The sequence below is a fragment of the Nonomuraea dietziae genome, assembly GCF_014195505.1.
GTDB classification, from domain to species: Bacteria; Actinomycetota; Actinomycetes; order Streptosporangiales; family Streptosporangiaceae; genus Nonomuraea; species Nonomuraea roseola.
Map to the genome: position 1 here is coordinate 1,890,703 of NZ_JACIBV010000001.1, position 19,561 is coordinate 1,910,263.

Below are 19,561 nucleotides of genomic sequence, written 5' to 3' on the forward strand. Positions count from 1 at the left end.
TGATCTCGTCACCGTCCTCCGGCTCCCCCTGCGTCTACCGGGCCGCGCCAGGGCACGTGGTGAAGCCGATCGGGCCCTTGCGAGGGCAGGGCGTCGGCCTATTCGTGCCGATGGACCGTGACGGCCTGCACGGCAGACAGGGCGATCGTGTGCACGGGGGATTCGTGGGCCGACACCGTGGAACCGTGCGCGTACTCGTCGAGGACGACGACCTCGTTCACGTCGTCGACCTCGACGACCACGCCCTTGAGGGACTGGCCGCCGTACAGGTGCACGGTTACCCGCTGGCGGGTGCCTTTGACCTCGGACAGCAGGTCACGCCACACCGTCGGAGCGCTCATTACTCCTCCTCGCCCAGCCTCAGCCGCTCGGCCACGGTCATCTCGTACGCCACTTCGGGGACGTGGATCGGCGGAGTGCGCCGCGCCACGTCGGCGCCTCCCGCGCGGGAGGCGATCACCCGGGTAGGTGGATGGGAGGATGACATCTCCTCCAGTCTCCCATGTCAGGCGTGACAGGACATGGAATCGTCGAGCGGGCCGGATGCCTGTCCCTGCGCCGTTCGTGGGGTCGAGGCGGCTCGTGCCGGGCGAGGCCCGTCCTGCGCCTATTCGGTCAGGCTGTCGAGCAGCCTCGCCCAGAACGCCGCCAGTTCGTCGCCCGTGTACCGGCGGTAGTGGATGCGGTCGACGCCTCGGTAGACGGTGACTTCCATGTACGGCTCGGCGGCGTCGTCGAACGAGGTGTAGAAGCTCGGCCAGTCGTCGGGCCCGGACGTCCAGTCGGGGAAGGCGAGACGTGCGGCGTGTTCCCGCAGCACTCTCAGCCAGCGCTCCTCCCCCGAGGCGTCCATACTCCACGATGGCAGGGTGGGAGTCATGAGCGGGCAAAACGCCTGTTGATCTCATTGAGGGGTCGGACTCGCCGCCACGGACCGCCCAGCCGAGTCGACGCGGTCAGGTGGTGGGGCTGGGCCGGGAGGTAGGACCTGGGTCTCAGTCCGGGCTGCCCTCTCCCGACGCCGTGGGTGGTTCACCGTCGAAGCCGTTGGCCCAGTACCTTCCGCGCAGCGACAGCTCCAGCAGCATGTGGGTCACCGCTTCGGCCGACAGCGGCTGAGGCTCGGCCTCCAGCCACCAGCGCAGCACGGCGACCTGCTCGCCGACCCATGCCCTGGCCAGCACGTCGATGTCGATGCGGGGAGTCACCTCCATGGCGCGGGCCCGATGCCCGAACACCATCGCGGCGGCGGCGCTGCGCGCTTCCATGAACTCCCGCAGGGCGCGGCCGTCGCCCTCACCTCGCAGGATGACGCGGTAGGCGTCGCGTTCCTCCGCGGCGTGGCGGAACATCTCCAGGATCGGCTTGCCGCTGAAACCGACCGAAGGCGCTCGCAGCAGCGGCTCCAGACGGCTGTCCAGCTCGGCCTGCAGGTCGGCGACGATCTGGCTGAGCAGCGCGTCCTTGTCCGTGTAGTGGCTGTAGAACGTCGCCCGCCCCAGATCGGCGCGCTCGGTGATGTCCTCCACCGTGATACCGGCATACCCGCGCTCGAGCACCAGGGCCACGAGCGCGTCACGCAGTAGGCGGCGGGTGCGCCGCGTGCGGCGATCTTCCTGCGGCATCTGGCCCCTCTCCAATGGTCAACAGGTCGCAGTCTATCCACCCATTGACGTGGTGCATGTTTTTAAACATGCTGTCCACTATTAATCACAGAGACCAGGATTGGGGATCGCCACGTGAATCTGGGCAGCTATCTCAGCCGGAGCAGCATGTTCTGGCCCGACCGTGAGGCGCTGGTCTGCGGGGAGCGCCGATGGACCTACCGGCAGCTGGAGGCGGTCACGAACCGGCTGGCCTCCGCCCTGCTGGCTCGCGGGGTCGCTCCTGGGCAGGCCGTGGCGACGTTCGCAGGCAACAGCGATCAGGTGGTCGTCACGGAGATGGCCCTGTACAAGGGCGCGTTCCTCAGGGTGCCCATCAACGCCAGGCTCGCCACAGAGGAGATCGAGCACATCCTGACCGACGCGGCCGTCCGCGTGTTGTTCACCGACGCGCCCCGCGCCGAGCCGGCCAGAGCGGCGGCCGGGCGCAGCGCCACGGACTGCTTGGTGATCGACTGCGACCGCGACCTCGCGGACCTGCTGGCCGAGGGTTCGGACGAGCCGGTGGCCATCGACGTGGACGAGCACGACCCGGCCGTGCTCAACTTCACCTCCGGCTCCACCGGCAAGCTCAAGGCCGCCGTCCAGACCCAGGGCAATCGGCTGGCCAACATGCGCAAGCTCCTGATGAACCCGGACGGCGCTCCCTCGACCGAGGAGCGCTACCTCGCGGCCGGCCCCATCACCCACGCCACCGGCATGGGCATTCTCGCCGCCCTGTCACGCGGTGCGACCGTCGTGGTCCTGCCGCAATGGGACGCGGGGGAGTTCCTGCGCACCATCGAGGCCGAGCGCATCACCTCGACGTTCCTCGTGCCGATCATGCTGAACATGGTCCTGGCGGACGCGGCGATCACCGCGACCGACCTGTCCAGTCTGGAGAGGCTGGCCGTCGGCGGCGCACCGGTGTCCCCGCAGCGGCTGCGCCAGGCGGTGGAGGCGTTCGGGCCGGTCATCATGCAGGGCTACGGGCTGGGCGAGACGACCAGCGGCGTCACGGTCCTCACCAGGCAGGACGTCCTGACGGGCACCACCACCGACCCCGAGCTGCTGCTGTCGTGCGGCAGGGCGATGTTCGACACGGAGGTCCGCGTCGTCGACGGCGAAGGCCGGCCGGTACCCGCCGGCGTGCACGGCGAGGTGGTGGTGCGCGGTCCCGACTGCGTCCGGGAGTACTGGAACGAGCCCGAACTGTCCGCCGAGACCTTCCGCGACGGGTGGGTTCACACCGGCGACGTCGGCTACCTGCGTGAGGACGGCTACCTGTTCATCGTCGACCGCAAGAAGGACATGATCATTTCAGGCGGCTTCAACGTCTACAGCAGCGAGGTCGAAGCCGTTCTGTACGAGCACCCCGACGTGGCCGAGGCCTGCGTCGTGGGCGTCCCGGACGAGAAGTGGGGCGAGGCCGTCAAGGCCGTGGTGATCCCCCGTCCCGGCGCCGAGGTGAGCGCTGAGGCGCTCATCGACTTCTGCGGCGAGCGCCTGTCACGCGTCAAGAAGCCCAAGTCAGTCGAGTTCGTCGCGGACCTGCCGATCAACCGCAACGGCAAGATCGACCGCCGCGCCGTACGAGAGCCCTACTGGAGCGACACCGCTCGGAACGTGCACTGAGGAGCAACCGATGCCTTTCACCCTGACCCCCACCTACGACGAGAACCCGCGCCTGCGGGAGCTCGTCACCAGGCTTCGCGACTACCTCGACGGAGAGCTCGCCGACTACGAGGCCAAGCTCGGCCTCACCCATGAGTCCCGCTACACCAGAGACGTGCTCGAGCCAGTCTGGCGGCGTAGCCGCGAGCTCGGTTTCTACGGCATCCACCTGCCGCCGGAGCATGGCGGACAGGGGCTCAGCTTCACCGAGCTGGGCGCGTTGAAGGAGGAGGTCGGCGCTTCGGGACGGGTCCTCCAGCTCAGCGTGCTCGGCGACATGGGCGGGCCGCTGCGCGCGGGCTCCATCCTCCGGTACGCCACCAGGGAGCAGCTCGACAGGTACCTGCTCCCGGTCATCCGAGCCGAGCGGGCGTGCTGTTTCTCGCTCACCGAGACCGGCGCGGGCTCCGACGTACGGGCCATGACCACGACGGCGACGCCGGACGGAGAGGGGTGGCGCATCACGGGCCACAAGGTGTTCTCCTCGGCGGGACCGTTCGCGGACTTCTCCGTGCTGATCGCCAGAGTGGCCGGCTCCGACGCCTACGCCGCGTTCCTTGTCGACCTCGACTCGCCTGGCTGCACCGTCCGCGACGCGGAGACTCCCATGTCAGGCCAGCACATCGAGAGCGACATCATCCTCGACGACTGCTACGTAGGCCCCGGCCAGCTCCTCGGTGAGGTCGGCGACGGGCTGCGCATCGGACTGGGACGCGTCACGGCCAACCGGCTCCTGCACTGCCCCACCGTCCTCGGCCTGACTCGGCGCGCGCTCGCCCTCACCCTGGACTTCGCCAGGACGAGGGAGGTCTTCGGCGGTCCTCTCGCCGCTCTGCAGTCCATCCAGCACAAGGTCGCGGACATGGCCACCGGCTACTACGCGGCGCGAAGCATGACCTATGACGGGCTGGCCGCGCTCGACGCGGGCGGCAGGCCGCGCGCCGAGGCCTTCATGAGCAAGCTCTTCGTCGCCGAGACGGCCTTCCGCATCGCCGACGAGGCGGTCCAGATTCACGGCAAGGCCGGTCTGGTCCGCGGCTCGGAGGTGGAGTGGCTGTTCCGGAGCCTGCGCATGTTCCGCGTCCTCACCGGGTCCTCCGAGATCCAGAAGAACGCCATCGCCCACCAGTTGTTCCTCGGCGAGCGGAACTGAGCGCGCGTGGACACCGTCACCGCCAGAACGCTGGGAGATCGCCTCGACCGGCTCCCGCTCACGTCCTTCCATCGCAAGCTGGTCCTGGCCCTGGCCGGCATGATCCTCTTCGAATGGGTGGAGACCCATTCGTTCGCCTACGTCCTTCCTGTGCTGCGGACCCAGTGGCAGGCCCCCATCTCCGCCTTCGCCGCCGTGGCGGCCGTGAGCTCGCTGGGCGCCTTCAGCGGGGGTGTCCTCGGCGGATACCTGGCCGACAGGCTGGGTCGCCGGCGCAGCATGCTGATCTTCAGCACGGTCTACTGCGTGGCGGCGGTGCTGTGCACGCTGGTGCAGTCACCCGGCCAGCTCATGGCCGCTCGCACGCTCACCTTCTTCGGCGCGCAGGGCACCGCGGTCGTCGCCATCGTGACCCTGTCGGAGTTCGTGCCCGCCGCGATGCGCGGGCGCCTGCAGACCTACAAGGTCGTCGTGGGGTCGCTCGGCATCCCGCTCGCCGCCTGGCTGGGCTACTTCCTGATCCCGCAGTGGCCCGCGGGCTGGCGCCTGCTGTTCGGCATCGGAATCCTCGGCGCCGTCTTCACCGTACTGGTGTGGCGGTGGGTACCGGAGAGCCCGCGCTGGCTGCTGGCGCACGGGCAGGCGGCCCGTGCTCACGAGGTGGTCTGCGAGATCGAGCGCCAGTGCGGCGTGAACCCGGCCGAAGCCCGCACGGACTCGGACGCCCAGCCCGCGGCGCCGCCCGCCCGCGTCGCCGAGCTGCTGAGCGGTTCCAACAGGGGCCGGTTCCTCCTGGCCTCGCTCATGTGGGTCACCGGACTGCTCGCCTACTCCGCCTTCACCACCTGGACGCCCACCCTGCTGGCGGAGAACGGCCTCCAGCTCGACGACACCCTGCTGCTCTCCGCGACGCTGGCCTCCATGGCCCCGGTGGGCGCGCTGCTGGCCATCCCCCTCATCGACCGATGGGACCGGCGCAAGACCCAGCTCGCCATCGGCACGCTGCTCGCCCTCGTGCTCCTCATGTTCAGCGTCGCCAGGGCGCCTTGGGCCATCCTCGTCTTCGGCTGCCTGGTCAGCCTGCTCTTCCAGATGGCGGTGCCGTTCCTCCAGGTCTACTCGGCGGAGATCTTCCCCACCCGCGTACGGGCGCTGGGCGCCGGCACGGCCAACGCGCTGTCACGCGTCGTCAACTTCTCAGGGCCTTTGCTGGTCACCGCTATCTACGCCGGCCTCGGCTACACCGCCGTCTTCGTCTTCCTGGCGATCCTGGGCGTCATGGGCGGCTGCCTGGCCATCCTGTTCGGGCCACGGACGACGGGCGTGAGCCTGGAGACCGTCGCAGCCGGCAAGGAGGACGGCCATGCGTGACGACGCGTGGAAGCGGGTCGGCCCCGCCGAGCACTTCGATCTCGCCGAGCTGGACCCCACCTCGCCCACGGCCGTGACCTGCCCGCTCTCGAGGTGGGGCACGAACGAAGCGCACGCGAGCTCGTGGTGAGGGCGCAGGCCGGCGGCCCCGCCACCACGGTCAGGCTCGCCACCGCGCGGAACCGTGGCACGGACTGGCGCTCGGCGACCTGGTCCATGACCGGGCTGCACCGCGAGGCCGACGGGACGTACGCGGGCCGGATCCCGCTTCCGCCGGACGAGAACCTCGCCTGGTACGTCGAGGTCCAGAGCGGCGACCCCGCCGACCCGGGCTTCGTCAGCAACGCGGTGAAAATCGAGCCGGCCTGTCCGCCAGGCGAGTAAGGCGTGCTCTGCGGCTGTCCGCGAGAGCGGCCCCGGCGTCTCGTCCGAACGAGACGCCGGGGCCTTGGTGACCCATCAGGTTGGTGTGCTCCGCCGGCAGCCTCGGCGATGCGCCGGTTCCAGCCGACTCCCGAACGGCAGCGGCGGAGGACTGGACACGTCTCGCGCTCGATCACTCCGAATCGGCACCACCCCGTGGGCCAGGGCGCGAGAGCGGCGTGCGGCCAAGGCGGCCGCCGCCGCCCGGACGCTGCCGGAGCGGGTGTCACCGAGGCAACTGGCACGGGAGGTCCGCAAGTTCGAGCTCCCGGTCGTGCCACGGCTGGGATACAGCCAGCAGGACGTCGACGACCTCGTCAGCCGGATCGTCGCAGGCCTCGAAGGAAAGGGGCCCGCCGTAGACCGGAGGGAGATCGTCTCGTTCCTGTCCAGCCCGACTCTGAGCTCGCCCGGATACGACTCATCGTCCGCCAGAGTCTTCCTGACGAATCTCTTCGGCTTGATGGGCAGAATCTAGGACCAGGTGACGACGTCTTCGAACGGGCCTCGGCTCACGAGATCACCCAGGGAGGCCGCCGTTCCTGTAGGTCATCCCGAGCCCCAGATCCTGGCCCTGAGCATGGTGATGAGACCCTCTTTCCGCTGTGCCTGCTTCCTCCAGTAGGCGAGCTGGCGCCTGGTGTCCGCGGTGTGGGGGTGCGCGGCGCCGAGCACCCGTTCGCGACTGGGCAGCAGGTCGCGAAGCTGGTCGCGGGCAGCGATCGCGTCTCCCGCCTCACCCGTCCAGCGGGCGAGGTCGTGCCGGACGGTCAGGGTGTCGGGATGCTCGGCACCCAGGACGCGCTCGCGGACGGGCAGCAGGTCGCGAAGCTGGTCGCGAGCGCCGACCGCGTCCCCCGCCCGCCCCGTCCAGCGGGCGAGGGTATGCCTGATGGTCAGGGTGTACGGATGCTCAGGGCCCTGGACCCGCTCGCGGACGGGCAGCAGGTCGCGAAGCTGGTCGCGGGCAGCGGCCGCGTCCCCCGCCTCACCCGTCCACCAGGCGAGGTCATGCCGGACGGTCAGGGTGTCGGGATGTTCAGGACCCTGGACCCGCTGACGGATGGGCAGCAGCTCGTGGAACTGGTCGCGAGCGCCGACGGGGTCCCCCGCGTCTCCCGTCCAGCGGGCAAGGGTATGCCGGGCGGCCAGGGTGTCCGGATGCTCGGGGCCCAGGACGCGCTGACGGATGGGCAGGAGCTCGCGGAACTGGTCGCGGGCAGCGACCGCGTCCCCCGCTCGCCCCGTCCAGTGGGCGAGGGTGTGCCGGGTGGTCAGGGTGTCGGGATGCTCAGAGCCCTGGACCCGCTCGTGGATGGGCAGCAGGTCGCGAAGCTGGTCGCGGGCAGCGGCCGCGTCTCCTGCTCGCCCTGTCCAATGGGCGAGTTCATGCCGGGTGGTCAGGGTGTCGGGGTGGTCGGCACCCAGGACGCGCTCGCGGACGGGCAGCAGGTCGCGAAGCTGGTCGCGAGCAGCGGCCGCGTCCCCCGCATCCCCTGTCCAGCGGGCGCGGGTGTGCCGGGCGACCAAGGTGTCAGGGTGTTCCGGGCCAAGACTGGCGGTGAGGTGTTCGGTGATCTCTTGAGACAGGAGCACCGCAGTGCGGTAGTCGCCGCTTAGACCCAGGTAGCGCGCGGTGCTCCGCAGTCCGGGCGAGTCCGCCGGCAGGACGGCGCGAACGTGGGAGAGCAGCTGTGCGAACCGCGGCCAATCGGGCGGGAATGCCGGGTCGTGGTCAGAGATCGCGCTCTCCAGTAGAGCGGCGGCCTTCTCATACCAGCGCTCCCGTTGCCTCGTGGAGAGCTGGTCGAGGGTGATGGCCTGGACCAGTCGATGGATCGAGATCATGCCGTTGGCCGGTCGGCCTACGAGGCTGTAGCGGCGCAACGCGGTGACGGCGGCGTTCACAGCCAGCTCGCCGTACGGCAGCTCGTTCGGGCCGTCGTCACCCGTCGGGTCGATCTCGTCGAGCAGGAGCTGATAAGGGATCGCGTCCGGGGCGTAGCACGACAGCAACCGCAACAACGCGACTGCGTGTGGGTCGGTGTCGGCCAGCTGGGCGGAGGCCAGCTGCCAGGTGGAGGCGACCCGCTCGCGGTAGCCCCACGGCTGCCCCTGGGTCAACACCTGGGCTCGTTGTGTGCGGAGCAGGTTCAGGTAGGCGTCTGGGCTGATGCCGGTTTCCGACAGGTAGGCACCGGCCTGTTCCAGCGCCAGTGGCAGCGCCCCCAGCTCCTTGACAATCTCGGCGGCGCTGGCGGCGTCGTCGTGGCCGGTGCGTTCCAGGAGGAACGCCGTAGCCGCTTCGATGGAGAGCACGGGCAGTTCCAGGCTGTGTCGGGAGGGCCAGGCGCTCGCGCGGCTGGTGATGAGGATGTGCCCAGGGCCAGTGGGCGCCAAGAGCGGATGTACCGCCGCCATGTCGGGAGCATCGTCGAAGATCAACAGCCAGGGTTCGTTGCGGGCGGCGAGGATCGCATGAACCTGGTCGACAGGATTGGCCTTGTCACCCACGTCCCGTACGCCGAGCAGGGCGGCCAGCTCTGTCAGCGCCGCCGAGGCGACGGTGGGGTCTTCTGCGGGGATCTGCCACACCAGGTCGTACTCGTGCAGGTATCGGTGGGCGTACTCCAGGACCAGGCTGGTCTTACCCACCCCACCCAGGCCGTGCACGGTCACCACGCTCGGCAGGCGGTCGGATGTCACAAGCCGCTGACGGAGACCGGCCAGGATCTCGTCGCGTCCGGACAGCTGCGGCGGGCGCGGCGCCAGCCTTATCGGACGAGAGGCCACCTCAGCCCGCGGCGGCAGATGCACGCCTCCGAGAACACCGACCTGCCCGGTAACCGCGATCGCCCCATCACCGGTCATCACCGGGCCCCAGCTGTCGCCGCCGACCGCGAGCGCGCGAGCGCCTTCGGCCGTCGTGCTGCCGGGACCACTCACCCGCGCCGAACCCACGGCCTGCCCGACCACCATGCCCCCCGACAAGGTGCCCACCGCGGGCGAAGCCGGCCCCGAACTGGAGGCGCCACCGGGTGCGGACGCAGCCGACGAGCGCAGCTGCGCCAACAACGCCGCCCCTGCCACCAGCAGTCCGGCGACGCCGACGAACATACTCACCACGCTGGCCCGCTTGTCCAGCACGTCCTCCACTACGGTGGGACCCTGCTGTGGGTCGGCGAAGAAGACGGCCGCACCCGCCACCAGCAGCGCCAACGACACCACCGCGCCTGCCGTCCAGGCCAGCACGCGCGGCCGCCTGCGCCTCGCCGGCTTGGATGCCCGCTGTGCAGATCTCGTCACTCTCCCAGAGTGAAGCGCGGCCACGAAAAGGCCCGCGTCCGTCACAAATCCGTTATCTCCGTCGCCCTGCGTCCCGAGCCGGTGGGCCGGGCAGGTGGGAGCCGCCTCCGGGCGGGGGCGCGGTCGGTCCGTCGGCGTCGGTCCTGCTCTCTTCGCTGACGTCGTCCTCTGTCGGGTCGCCGAGGGCTCCACGAGCTTGTCGCTGCTGGGCCTGCACCCCTCGCGATACATCCCCACCGCGACCGAGAGCTGCAGGTCGTAACCGACGAACCAGGCTTCCTTGTTGCCGTTGTTGGTGCCGGTCTTCCTCAGTCAATGGGATTCCGTTCCAGGCCTTTCAGGAAGCGGGCCGCGATGGGCGCCGCCGTGGCTGAGTCCGCGCCGCCGCCCTCGACGACGACCGAGAAGGCGAGGTCGTCCCTGTAGCCGATGAACCAGGAAAGTCGCCTGCCCGAGCCGTGCTCCGCGGAGCCGGCCTTCCCAGCGGTCCCGGGAGGGAAGCGAACGGCGTGGGCAGGGTCCTCGGAGACCACCGCGGGCAGCAGGGATCGCAACGCCTTGGTCACCGAGGGCTCCAGCGGACGCCGGGCCTCGCCGTCGGTGGGCACGTTCTCTGCGGGCACCAGCCTGGGCGGCTGCCACATGCCGTGGGCGGTGGCGGCGGCGACCGCCGCCATGTTCAGCGGGCTCGCCCGCACCCGCCCCTGCCCGATCGAGGCGGACGCCAGGGCGGCGTCGTCCTTGGGGACGGGGAAGTCGGCGCGTACGGCGGGCACCCCCGGATCGAACGGCGCGCCGAACCCGACGTCGCCCGCCACCTTCGCCAGCCGTTCGGCCTCGAGCGAGCTCACCGCCAGCGCGCCGACGGTGGTGTCGCACGCGTGGGCGAAGGCGGCGCGGAACGGCAGGCCGCCGTACCCACGAGAGGACGGGTTGCGCAGCCGAACGCCGCCGACGTTCCGCCTGGCCGGGCAGCTCACCACCTGCTCGGCGGAGAGCCCGTTGGCGAGCAGGGCCGAGGCCGTCACCACCGTGAACGTGGAGCCTGGCGGGTACCTGCCCATGAGCGCCCGGTCGAAGCCGCCCCTGCTGTTGACCGAGGCCAGGATCTCACCCGTGGAGGCTTTCAACGCCACCAGCGCCGCCGGCTTCCCGGTCAGCGTGAGCGCGTCCGCACCGGCCCGCTGGACGCGCGGGTCGAGGGTGGTGGTGAGCGGCATGCGCTGGCGGGCGCTGTTCTCGGCGAGCGTCCTGACCGGCCTGCCGTCCTCGACCAGCTCGATCCGGGTGGGACGTCCCACGCTGAGCCAGTCGCGGAACCTCGTCTTGAGGCTGCCGGCCAGCTGCCGCACCGACCTGGGCGCGTCGGGGGTGTCGATGCGGCTGCCGTCCGCCGCCAGGATCGGCACCGTTTCGGGCCCTCCTGTGACCAGCCGCAGCGTGCGGCCAGGCTTGAGCTCGGGGTGGACGGTGGCCGGGCTCCAGGAGACCTTCCAGCGGTGCTCGTGCTCGACGAGGTTCAGCCGGCTCTCGTAGGCGAAGTCGGGTCCAGGGCCGGTGAGCGTGGCGGTGAAGGTCGCATGACCGAGCTCCTCTGTGGAGGCGGCGAAGACCCCGCTGGGGGTATGGATCCTGAAGGCCATCGCGTCGAGCTGGAGGGCGCTGAACACGCCCCGGTGCACCTGCTCGAAGTCGGCAGGCGGATCGAGCACGAGCTCGCGCATCACCGCATATTCCTGCGCCGACCACGCGTTCAGGTATCTCCTGGCCGTCTCGTCGGCCGTTCCCCGCGTGCGCGGCTGCGCCCAGATCACCCCAGCGACCGCGACCGTGAGCACCAGCCCCGCCGCGATCGCCCATGTCCGCCCGCGCCCAGGACGCCGTGGCGGAGTCTCCGGCCGCGGCTGCGCGCACACCTCCCCCTGTCCTGCCATGCCACTCACCCGCGCTCCGCACGCCGCGGGCGCCTCCCGTCACTCGCCACGGCGCATCGGGACATCTCCGGCAGGCGGCGCGGCGGATCCCGCACCGAAGCCGGGACCGCCGTTCCCGATGGCGCCCTCCTCGTCTTCGGGACGAGGCTCCCTGGCGTCATCGCCGTCGGTCGGCCGCGACGCGGGTCGGCAGTCCTGGGAGCACCCCTCGAACCTGTCCTTGTCGATGGGGGTGAACGACGTCGGCGGCACGCCCTTCAGCGCGCCGATCATCGTGTCCTTCCAGATCGGCCCGGGAAGGGTGGCCCCTGCCACCGCCCCGTAGTACCGCCCGCCGATCGTCACCCCTGTCAGCTTGTGGTCGCTGGAGCCGCGCGGGTCCCCGATGCTCACCGCCGCCGCCAGGTCCGGGGTGAAACCGGCGAACCACGCGGTCGCGTAGGCGTCGGTGGTGCCCGTCTTGCCCGCCGCGTCGCGCCCGATGCCGCCGACGCCTCGCATCGTGCCCTCGGTGAACACGCCGGACAGCACCTCCGCCGTGGCGTCCGCGATCCCCGGATCGAGCGCCTGGCGGCACTTCGGCCGGTACGTGGTGGCCCTGCCGTCGCGATCGGTGATCCGGGAGATCGCCATCGGCGCGCAGTACCTGCCGCGCGCCGCGATCGCCGCGTACGCATTGGCCACCGTCACCGGGTCCATCTCGTTGATGCCGAGGGCGAACGTCTCGTACTCCTGCAGCTTGCGCCCGTCCGAGCGGCGGATTCCCAGCGACTTGGCCGTGGTGACCGTCCCGCAGAGCCCCACCCGCTGCTCCAGCTCCATGAAGAAGGTGTTCACCGAGGTCCTGGTGCCGGTCCGGAGGGTCTTCCAGCCCGGGGAGCCCTCGTCGTTGGTGACCGTGTGCGTCGGGTCGCCGATGCTCTCGCCCTTGCAGTTCTTGAACGCCGAGTAGCCCGGCGCGCGGTACCCGGCGCCCGCGCTCAGGCCGTCGTCGAGCTTCATGCCCTTCTTCAGCGCGTTGATCAGGGTGAAGACCTTGAACGTGGAACCTGCCTGGAAGCCGACGCCTCCGCCGTGCTCGGCGTCCGCGACGACGTTGTAGGAGATCTCGTTCCTGGCCTTGCTCCGGCCGTACGGCCTGCTGGCCGCCATGGCCCTGATCGCTCCTGTGCCCGGCTGGACCAGGGCCTCGGAGGCGACGGCGCGGTCGGAGGCGTGCACGTACTTCCTGATCGCCCGATTCGCGGCCGCCTGCGTCGCCGGGTCGAGCGTGGTCCTGATCGTCAGGCCACCGCGGTTGAGCATCTCCAGGCGCGCGCGGGCCGTCCTGCCGAAGTCGGGATTGCTCAGGATCTCGTGCCGGACGTACAGGCAGAAGTACGGATGCGCACTGGACTCGCAGCCGCCGGGAATCTTCGTCCCCTTGTAACCGAGCTTGGCGGCCTTCGCCGCCGCGGCCTCCTGCGGGGTGATCCTGCCCAGCTCGGCCATCCGGTCCAGCACGACGTCACGACGCTTCAGCAGCCGCTCGCGGTGCTTCCTGCCGAGGTTCGGATCGGTGGCGTTCGGGTCCTGGACGGCGCCCGCCAGCGTCGCCGCCTGCGGCAACGTGAGCTTGCCGGCCCTGACGCCGAAGAAGCGCTTGGCCGCCGCCTCGACGCCGTAGGCTCCGGCGCCGAAGTAGGCGATGTTCAGGTACTTCTCGAGGATCTGCTCCTTGGTGTACTTCTTCTCGACCCCCATGGCGTACCGCAGCTCGTTCAGCTTGCGCGCGTAGCTGGCCTCCAGAGCGGCGTTGCGCTGCGCGTCGGTGGTGGCGGAGTTGAGCAGCACCTGCTTCACGTACTGCTGGGTGATGCTCGACCCGCCCTGGCTGACCCTGCCCGACTGCAGGTTCTTGGCCAGCGCCCGTATCGTGCCCTCGACGTCGATGGCGCCGTGCTCGTAGAAGCGGTCGTCCTCGATCGCGACGATCGCCGTCTTCATGACCTCGGCGATCGCGTCGAGGGAGACGACCTCCCTGTACTCCTCGTAGAAGCGAGCGATCTCGCGCCCCTTGGCGTCCTGCACGATCGTGACCTCGGCCGGCGGCGGCTCGACGAGGTCGACCGGCCCCAGGCCGACCGCTCCCTCCGCCGACACGAAGCCGAGACCCGCGCCCCCCACGGCCGGAAAGGCGATCCCCGCCACCAGCACGCCCGCCGCCGCGCCCGCGACGACGAGCCGTACGATCTTCGTCCCCCGACGTGACATCAGATTCTCCCGAGCCCACGAGCCAGGATGGTGGCGGTGTCCGCGATGACCTTCTCGTCGGCGGGGGCGTTCGCCGCCTTCCGATTGGTGTAGACGGACATGATGATCGGGGTGCCCGACTTGCCCGGCCAGACGACCGCGATGTCGTTGGCGGCGCCGTACGCCGAGCTGGTGCCGGTCTTGTCGCCGATGGCCCAGCTCTTCGGCAGGCCGGCGCGGATGCGGGCGTCGCCGGTCTTGTTGCCGATCAGCCAGGCGTTGAGCCGCTCCCTGTCCTTGACGTGGAGCGCGTTCCCGGTGGTGAGGGCGCGCAGGTCACGGACCATGACCGCAGGGGTGGTGGTGTCGCGCCGCTCCTTGGGGTTCCAGTCGTTGAGCTCGGTCTCCCAGCGGTCAAGGCGCGAGGTCGGGTCCTTCAGCGTCCTGAAGTACCTCGTCAGGCCCGCGGGACCGCCGATCTGCTTGAGCAACACGTTCGCCGCGGTGTTGTCGCTCAGGGTGATGGCCGCCTCGCAGAGCCGGGCGACGGTCAGGCCCTCCGCGACGTGCTTCGCGGTGACAGGTGAGTTGGGCTTCAGGTCGGCGGCCGTCCACTTGACGACCTTGTCCATGAGACCCGGCTCGGAGGTGCGCGCCTTGTGCAGGACGGCCGCGGCGAGGACCGCCTTGAAGGTGGACAGCAACGGGAAGCGCTCGCCTGACCGGTACGCGATCGTCCTGCCGGTGGCCGTGTCCACGGCATACGCGCCGATGCGGCCCTTGAAGGACACCTCCAGCGCGCGCAGCTCCTTCCGGGCGGCGGCCTCGGCCGCCCCGGCGGACGGCTGCGGCTGTACGGCGGTCGCGGGCGTCGCCGCAGCCGAGGCCGTGCCCGCGCCGAGGGAGCCACCCGCCAGGAGGGAGACTGTCAACGCGACGGCTTCCAGCGCTCCCGGTAGACGCCGGGCGCGGAGGTTTCGCATGGCATGTCCTTTAGCTGTCGTTCGCCAGAAGGCAGGAGCAAAGCAGATCCGACGAGACGATGTCTAATAGCGATATTGGGGCGTGCTTCATATCCGATCACGTATGAAGCCTGGTCAGAGGCTTGGCGGACCGCACGGTGGCACCGGCCACGTACGCGAGGATCTCGTACGGCCCGATCGCGTCGAGCTCCTCGACCACTTCGAGCCGCAGCCTGGCGGTGAACTCGGCGGGCCGGGGGAATGCGGCGCTCGCCGTCGACCATGCGGTGTCGCGTCAGCGGGCGTGTCAGGACGGCGACGGCCCGGTATCAGAGCGGTCGGCGAAAGTTGACGCCATGAACGGTTCAGCGACTGAGCCCTCAGGGCGACCGCGCGAGATCCACTCGGGCGCCGACAGGAACCCCATTCCGCGAGCCGTCCGTTCACCTGAATTCTCGGATCCGAAGGAGCACACCACCATGTCCGTCACCCTCACCGACCAGGACAAGCTCACCCTGCGGACCGCCGCGTGGGGCGCCATCTCCCTGATGGCCGCCGCCGGCGCCGCCGGCTCACCCCACAAGGCCGCCACCCACGGCTCCATCGCCCTGACCTCCGCGACCGGCCTGGCAGGGCACGTGCTTACCAAGGCGCCCAAGGGCGTGAAGTACGGCAAGTCCGTGGCCGAACTCGCCGACCAGGTGCTGCCGGCCCTGACGGAAGCCATGAGCCTGCTCAAGCAGCAGGCCCCGTCCGAGGCCGACAACTTCCGCCGCACCGTCATCGTCGCCATCGAAGCCGCCGCCCAGACCCACAAGGGCCAGCCCAGCCCCACCATGGCCGAGATGATCCGCAAGATCACCGAAGCCCTCGACGCCGCTTGATCATGCCGACCCGAGCTCCTCGACGACCCGGAGGTGCGGACGGTTCATCTCGCCGACGTCGCCTTCGACCTCGGCGAGATCGGATAGCGGCCTTCGGTGGGCGCCCAGCGGCGCGGACGCACGCTCCGGCGACCGGCCCGTGTTCGGGGATACCCGTTCGGCGGCGCCAGGCGATCCGCAGGGTGGCGGGGCCCTGCGTGGCGACACAGCCGGCCAGACCGGTCAGGAATCGAGAAGCGCCGGCTCTCGAGCCGCACCTAGCGTGACTGCCATGGACATCCCCCTTATCCGGGCTGGGCGCGGGTGAACGAGCCGCTCGACCTCTGCCCTCTCGGCGGGCACGCCGCGTGGGCGGACCCGGAGGCGCCGCGGACCGAAGCGGAGGAGCAGCAGACGTACTGCTCAAAGCTGGTTAGATCGAGCCAGGCGACGCCGACGGAGACCGCGAAAGCGGCCCCCGTGTAACAGATGTAACAGATGGAGACACGATGAGCATGGCCCCGAGGCCGGACCCGCATTCGCCTGCGCTGCACGCTGCCGACAGCCACGATCTGATCCGCGTGCACGGCGCGCGCGTGAACAACCTCAAGGACGTCAGCATCGAGCTCCCGAAGCGCCGGCTGACGGTGTTCACCGGCGTCTCCGGCTCGGGCAAGAGCTCGCTGGTGTTCAGCACGATCGCCGCGGAGTCACAGCGGCTGATCAACGAGACCTACAGCGCGTTCCTGCAGGGCTTCATGCCGACGCTCGCGCGGCCCGAGGTCGACGTGCTCGACGGGCTGACGACCGCGATCATCGTCGACCAGCAGCGGATGGGCGCCGACCCCCGCTCCACGGTCGGCACCGCCACCGACGCCAACGCGATGCTGCGTATTCTGTTCAGCCGGCTCGGCACGCCGCACATCGGCTCGCCCCAGGCCTTCTCCTTCAACGTCGCCTCGATCAGTGGCGCGGGCGCGGTCCGCCTGGAGCGTGCGGGAAAGACCGTGAAGGAGCGTCGCGACTTCAGCATCACCGGCGGTATGTGCCCGCGTTGCGAAGGCCGCGGCAAGGTCTCCGACATCGACCTCAGCCAGCTCTACGACGACTCCAAGTCGCTCTCCGAGGGCGCGTTCACGATCCCCGGCTGGAAGTCGGACAGCTTCTGGACGGTGCGGGTCTACGCCGAGTCGGGTTTCGTCGACCCGAACAAGCCGATCCGCCAGTTCACCAAGAAGGAGATGCAGGACTTCCTCTACAAGGAGCCGACCAAGGTCAAGGTCGAGGGCGTCAACCTCACCTATGAGGGTCTGATCCCCAAGATCCAGAAGTCGTTCCTGTCCAAGGACAGGGAGGCGATGCAGCCGCACATCCGGGAGTTCGTGGACCGGGCGGTCACCTTCGCCGTCTGTCCCGAGTGCGACGGCACCCGGCTCACCGAGGCGGCCCGCTCCTCGAAGATCGCGGGCATCAGCATCGCCGACGCCTGCGCGATGGAGATCCGCGACCTGGCCGAATGGGTCCGCGGCCTCGACGAGCCTTCGGTCGCGCCGCTGCTCGGCAAGCTGCTGCACACCCTCGACTCGTTCGTGGAGATCGGGCTGGGCTACCTCTCGCTCGAGCGGCCGGCCGGCACGCTGTCGGGCGGCGAGGCGCAGCGCACCAAGATGATCCGCCACCTCGGCTCGGCGCTCACCGACGTCACCTACGTCTTCGACGAGCCCACCATCGGGCTGCACCCCCACGACATCCAGCGGATGAACGACCTGCTGCTGCGGCTGCGGGACAAGGGCAACACGGTGCTCGTCGTCGAGCACAAGCCGGAGGCGATCGCGATCGCCGACCACGTCGTCGACCTCGGACCCGGCGCCGGTACGGCAGGCGGCACCATCTGCTACGAGGGGACGCTCGAGGGCCTGCGCGCCAGCGGCACCATCACCGGCCGCCACCTCGACGACCGGGCCGTCCTCAAGGAGACGGTGCGCACCCCCAAGGGCATGCTGGAGATCCGCGGCGCCACCCGCCACAACCTCAGGGACGTCGACGTCGACATCCCGCTCGGTGTCCTCTGCGTCGTCACCGGCGTCGCGGGCTCCGGCAAGAGCTCGCTGATCCACGGATCGATCCCGGCCGGCGCGGGTGTCGTCTCGGTCGACCAGGGAGCCATCAAGGGCTCGCGACGCAGCAACCCGGCCACCTACACCGGACTGCTCGACCCCATCCGCAAGGCGTTCGCGAAGGCCAACGGCGTCAAGCCGGCGCTGTTCAGCGCCAACTCCGAGGGCGCCTGCCCCACCTGCAACGGCGCCGGCGTCATCTACGTCGACCTCGGGATGATGGCCGGCGTGGAGACCCCCTGCGAGGAGTGCGAGGGCAAGCGGTTCCAGGCAGCGGTGCTGGAATACCACCTGGGCGGCCGCGACATCAGCGAGGTTCTGGCGATGTCGGTGACCGAGGCCCAGGAGTTCTTCGGCGCCGGTGAGGCGCGCACGCCGGCCGCGCACGCCATCCTCGAGCGGCTCGCCGACGTCGGGCTCGGCTACCTCAGCCTCGGCCAGCCGCTCACCACGCTGTCCGGCGGCGAGCGGCAGCGGCTTAAGCTGGCCACCCACATGGCCGACAAGGGCGGGGTCTACGTCCTCGACGAGCCGACCACCGGCCTGCACCTCGCCGACGTCGAGCACCTGCTCGGCCTGCTCGACCGGCTCGTCGACTCCGGCAAGTCGGTCATCGTCATCGAGCACCACCAGGCGGTCATGGCGCACGCCGACTGGATCATCGACCTCGGCCCGGGCGCCGGCCACGACGGCGGCCGGATCGTCTTCGAGGGCACACCCGCCGACCTCGTCGCCGCCCGCTCCACCCTCACCGGCGAGCACCTCGCGGCCTACGTCGGCACCTGACCGAGGCCCTCGCGGACGCCAGAGGACTCCTCTCCCCTGTTTCGACTCGTCCCCGGTGAACCGGGACCGGGGCGAGTTCGACAGGGGCGAGCGGCTCCACGCGAACCTGGCGTGCGCGGGTTGGCTCGGGATCGAGGGCCACAACCACATGGGTGTCCGGCTTGCGGTGATGGGCGACACGCTGCCCGATGTCGGCGTTACTTTCATCCTGAAGTTGCAGGTCACGGGGCTGGCGTGGGACGGGGCGGGGTGCTCAGGGAAGCACCGCAGCGCCGCCCCACGCCAGCCCTCACCGCCCGCGATGTTCAGGGTGAAATCGCTCAGTGGCGTCATCCGATCTTTATGATCTCGCGGTGAGGATCTGGACGGAGCGCCCTGCCAAGACCGACGTCGAAGCAGTCGTTCGCCGCTACTTCAGCCTGCTCCGAGCTGGGAAGATCCCTGAGGCCGAACAGCTCGTCGATCACTCATCGGTCCGGCATGTGCTCAAGTCGCTATGGTCCGGCTCGGTTGGAGCGAGCGCCGATGCGGACGAGGCGAGTTGCAGCCGTGCTGCCGATGAGTGGGAGCAGGACCTGTCCTGGCTCTGCGAACTTGACCTCGGAGACTTCCACTGGGGCCACACCGGCAGCCATTTCTACGTCGAGGTCACCTACCGCGCGCAGATAGTCGAGGTGTCATTGGGCTTTTGGGTCAAGCCTACCGACGCCGGCTGGGTCGTCGCGGGACCGTCCACCCTCTGGTAGGACACACGAAGGAGCAGCGCGATCCGGGTGTCGGCTGAACCTCCCGCTGACGGACGATCACCTGCCAGATCAAAGTCCCGACCAGCCCGAGCGCCCGGCCCCGCCCCACGCGGCTGCTTGTAGGGATTCTGTGTCACGTAGCCCAGCGACTCGAACTCCGGATACTCCTCCGTGCCGTCCAGACCTCGCGCGTGGCGATCGTCCAGAAGACGTCGATGTCCACGAGATGTAATCGTGGCAGTCCACAGCAGCGCCTGCACAGCTCCGGCAGCCCCACCGGCAGCCGAAGATCGCGATTCTGTCGGTCACCACTGTTAGGACTTACGCCATAACCCCGGTATTCACACGGAA

Annotated in this window: 17 protein-coding genes; 9 read left to right on the plus strand and 8 right to left on the minus strand. The window is 69.8% G+C overall.

The window, feature by feature from the left end; translation table 11 throughout:
• Nucleotides 1–98: 98 nt before the first annotated feature.
• The 4 genes from FHR33_RS09195 to FHR33_RS09210 form a co-directional block, all read right to left on the minus strand.
• Nucleotides 99–341, minus strand: coding sequence for an RNA chaperone Hfq (locus tag FHR33_RS09195; RefSeq protein WP_183645535.1), 243 nt, complete (start codon nucleotides 339–341; stop codon nucleotides 99–101).
• Nucleotides 341–487, minus strand: a complete 147-nt coding sequence (locus FHR33_RS09200) for a hypothetical protein (RefSeq protein WP_183645536.1) — start codon at nucleotides 485–487, stop codon at nucleotides 341–343. The genes FHR33_RS09195 and FHR33_RS09200 overlap by 1 nt, the downstream gene beginning before the upstream one ends.
• 120 nt (nucleotides 488–607) lie before the next feature.
• Complete coding sequence (locus tag FHR33_RS09205) at nucleotides 608–853, minus strand: hypothetical protein (protein WP_183645537.1); 246 nt, start codon at nucleotides 851–853, stop codon at nucleotides 608–610.
• A gap of 142 nt (nucleotides 854–995) precedes the next feature.
• A complete protein-coding gene (locus FHR33_RS09210) occupies nucleotides 996–1,625 on the minus strand; it encodes a TetR/AcrR family transcriptional regulator (RefSeq protein ID WP_183645538.1) in 630 nt (209 codons plus the stop codon).
• Between the two features lie 114 nt (nucleotides 1,626–1,739).
• On the opposite strand from FHR33_RS09210, the gene FHR33_RS09215 reads away from it, so the two are divergent.
• From FHR33_RS09215 to FHR33_RS09235, 5 genes are read left to right on the plus strand one after another with little or no spacing between them, the layout of a single operon-like run.
• Nucleotides 1,740–3,278 carry an acyl-CoA synthetase gene (locus tag FHR33_RS09215; RefSeq protein WP_183645539.1) on the plus strand — a complete coding sequence of 513 codons (1,539 nt, stop codon included), beginning with the start codon at nucleotides 1,740–1,742 and terminating at the stop codon, nucleotides 3,276–3,278.
• Between the two features lie 10 nt (nucleotides 3,279–3,288).
• The gene (locus FHR33_RS09220) at nucleotides 3,289–4,470 is read left to right on the plus strand and encodes an acyl-CoA dehydrogenase family protein (protein ID WP_183645540.1); all 1,182 of its coding nucleotides are present in this window, start codon (nucleotides 3,289–3,291) and stop codon (nucleotides 4,468–4,470) included.
• Nucleotides 4,471–4,476: 6 nt separating this feature from the next.
• Complete coding sequence (locus FHR33_RS09225) at nucleotides 4,477–5,841, plus strand: MFS transporter (RefSeq protein WP_183645541.1); 1,365 nt, start codon at nucleotides 4,477–4,479, stop codon at nucleotides 5,839–5,841.
• The gene (locus tag FHR33_RS09230) at nucleotides 5,834–5,971 is read left to right on the plus strand and encodes a hypothetical protein (protein ID WP_183645542.1); all 138 of its coding nucleotides are present in this window, start codon (nucleotides 5,834–5,836) and stop codon (nucleotides 5,969–5,971) included. Before FHR33_RS09225 ends, FHR33_RS09230 begins: the two co-directional genes overlap by 8 nt.
• Nucleotides 5,968–6,225: a hypothetical protein gene (locus FHR33_RS09235; RefSeq protein WP_183645543.1), complete on the plus strand. Its 258-nt coding sequence runs from the start codon at nucleotides 5,968–5,970 to the stop codon at nucleotides 6,223–6,225. The genes FHR33_RS09230 and FHR33_RS09235 overlap by 4 nt, the downstream gene beginning before the upstream one ends.
• Before the next feature lie 588 nt (nucleotides 6,226–6,813).
• Here the strand turns inward: FHR33_RS09235 and fxsT are convergent.
• The 4 genes from fxsT to bla all read right to left on the minus strand — a co-directional run bounded on the left by fxsT (nucleotide 6,814) and on the right by bla (nucleotide 14,719).
• Nucleotides 6,814–9,570, minus strand: a complete 2,757-nt coding sequence (gene fxsT, locus FHR33_RS09240) for an FxSxx-COOH system tetratricopeptide repeat protein (RefSeq protein WP_183645544.1) — start codon at nucleotides 9,568–9,570, stop codon at nucleotides 6,814–6,816.
• 308 nt (nucleotides 9,571–9,878) lie between these two features.
• The gene (locus FHR33_RS09245; protein WP_183645545.1) at nucleotides 9,879–11,504 is read right to left on the minus strand and encodes a penicillin-binding transpeptidase domain-containing protein; all 1,626 of its coding nucleotides are present in this window, start codon (nucleotides 11,502–11,504) and stop codon (nucleotides 9,879–9,881) included.
• Between the two features lie 39 nt (nucleotides 11,505–11,543).
• Nucleotides 11,544–13,757, minus strand: a complete 2,214-nt coding sequence (locus tag FHR33_RS09250) for a transglycosylase domain-containing protein (protein ID WP_183645546.1) — start codon at nucleotides 13,755–13,757, stop codon at nucleotides 11,544–11,546.
• The gene (bla, locus tag FHR33_RS09255) at nucleotides 13,757–14,719 is read right to left on the minus strand and encodes a class A beta-lactamase (protein ID WP_183645547.1); all 963 of its coding nucleotides are present in this window, start codon (nucleotides 14,717–14,719) and stop codon (nucleotides 13,757–13,759) included. Before bla ends, FHR33_RS09250 begins: the two co-directional genes overlap by 1 nt.
• 458 nt (nucleotides 14,720–15,177) lie before the next feature.
• Here bla and FHR33_RS09260 point away from each other — a divergent pair, with 458 nt between their 5' ends.
• From FHR33_RS09260 to FHR33_RS09275, 4 genes are all read left to right on the plus strand, one after another.
• Nucleotides 15,178–15,582, plus strand: coding sequence for a hypothetical protein (locus tag FHR33_RS09260; protein WP_183645548.1), 405 nt, complete (start codon nucleotides 15,178–15,180; stop codon nucleotides 15,580–15,582).
• 488 nt (nucleotides 15,583–16,070) lie between these two features.
• Nucleotides 16,071–18,464, plus strand: a complete 2,394-nt coding sequence (locus tag FHR33_RS09265; protein WP_376773117.1) for an ATP-binding cassette domain-containing protein — start codon at nucleotides 16,071–16,073, stop codon at nucleotides 18,462–18,464.
• A gap of 55 nt (nucleotides 18,465–18,519) precedes the next feature.
• Nucleotides 18,520–18,810: a hypothetical protein gene (locus tag FHR33_RS09270; protein WP_183645549.1), complete on the plus strand. Its 291-nt coding sequence runs from the start codon at nucleotides 18,520–18,522 to the stop codon at nucleotides 18,808–18,810.
• A gap of 7 nt (nucleotides 18,811–18,817) precedes the next feature.
• Nucleotides 18,818–19,210, plus strand: coding sequence for a hypothetical protein (locus FHR33_RS09275; RefSeq protein ID WP_183645550.1), 393 nt, complete (start codon nucleotides 18,818–18,820; stop codon nucleotides 19,208–19,210).
• The last annotated feature ends 351 nt before the right edge of the window (nucleotides 19,211–19,561 follow it).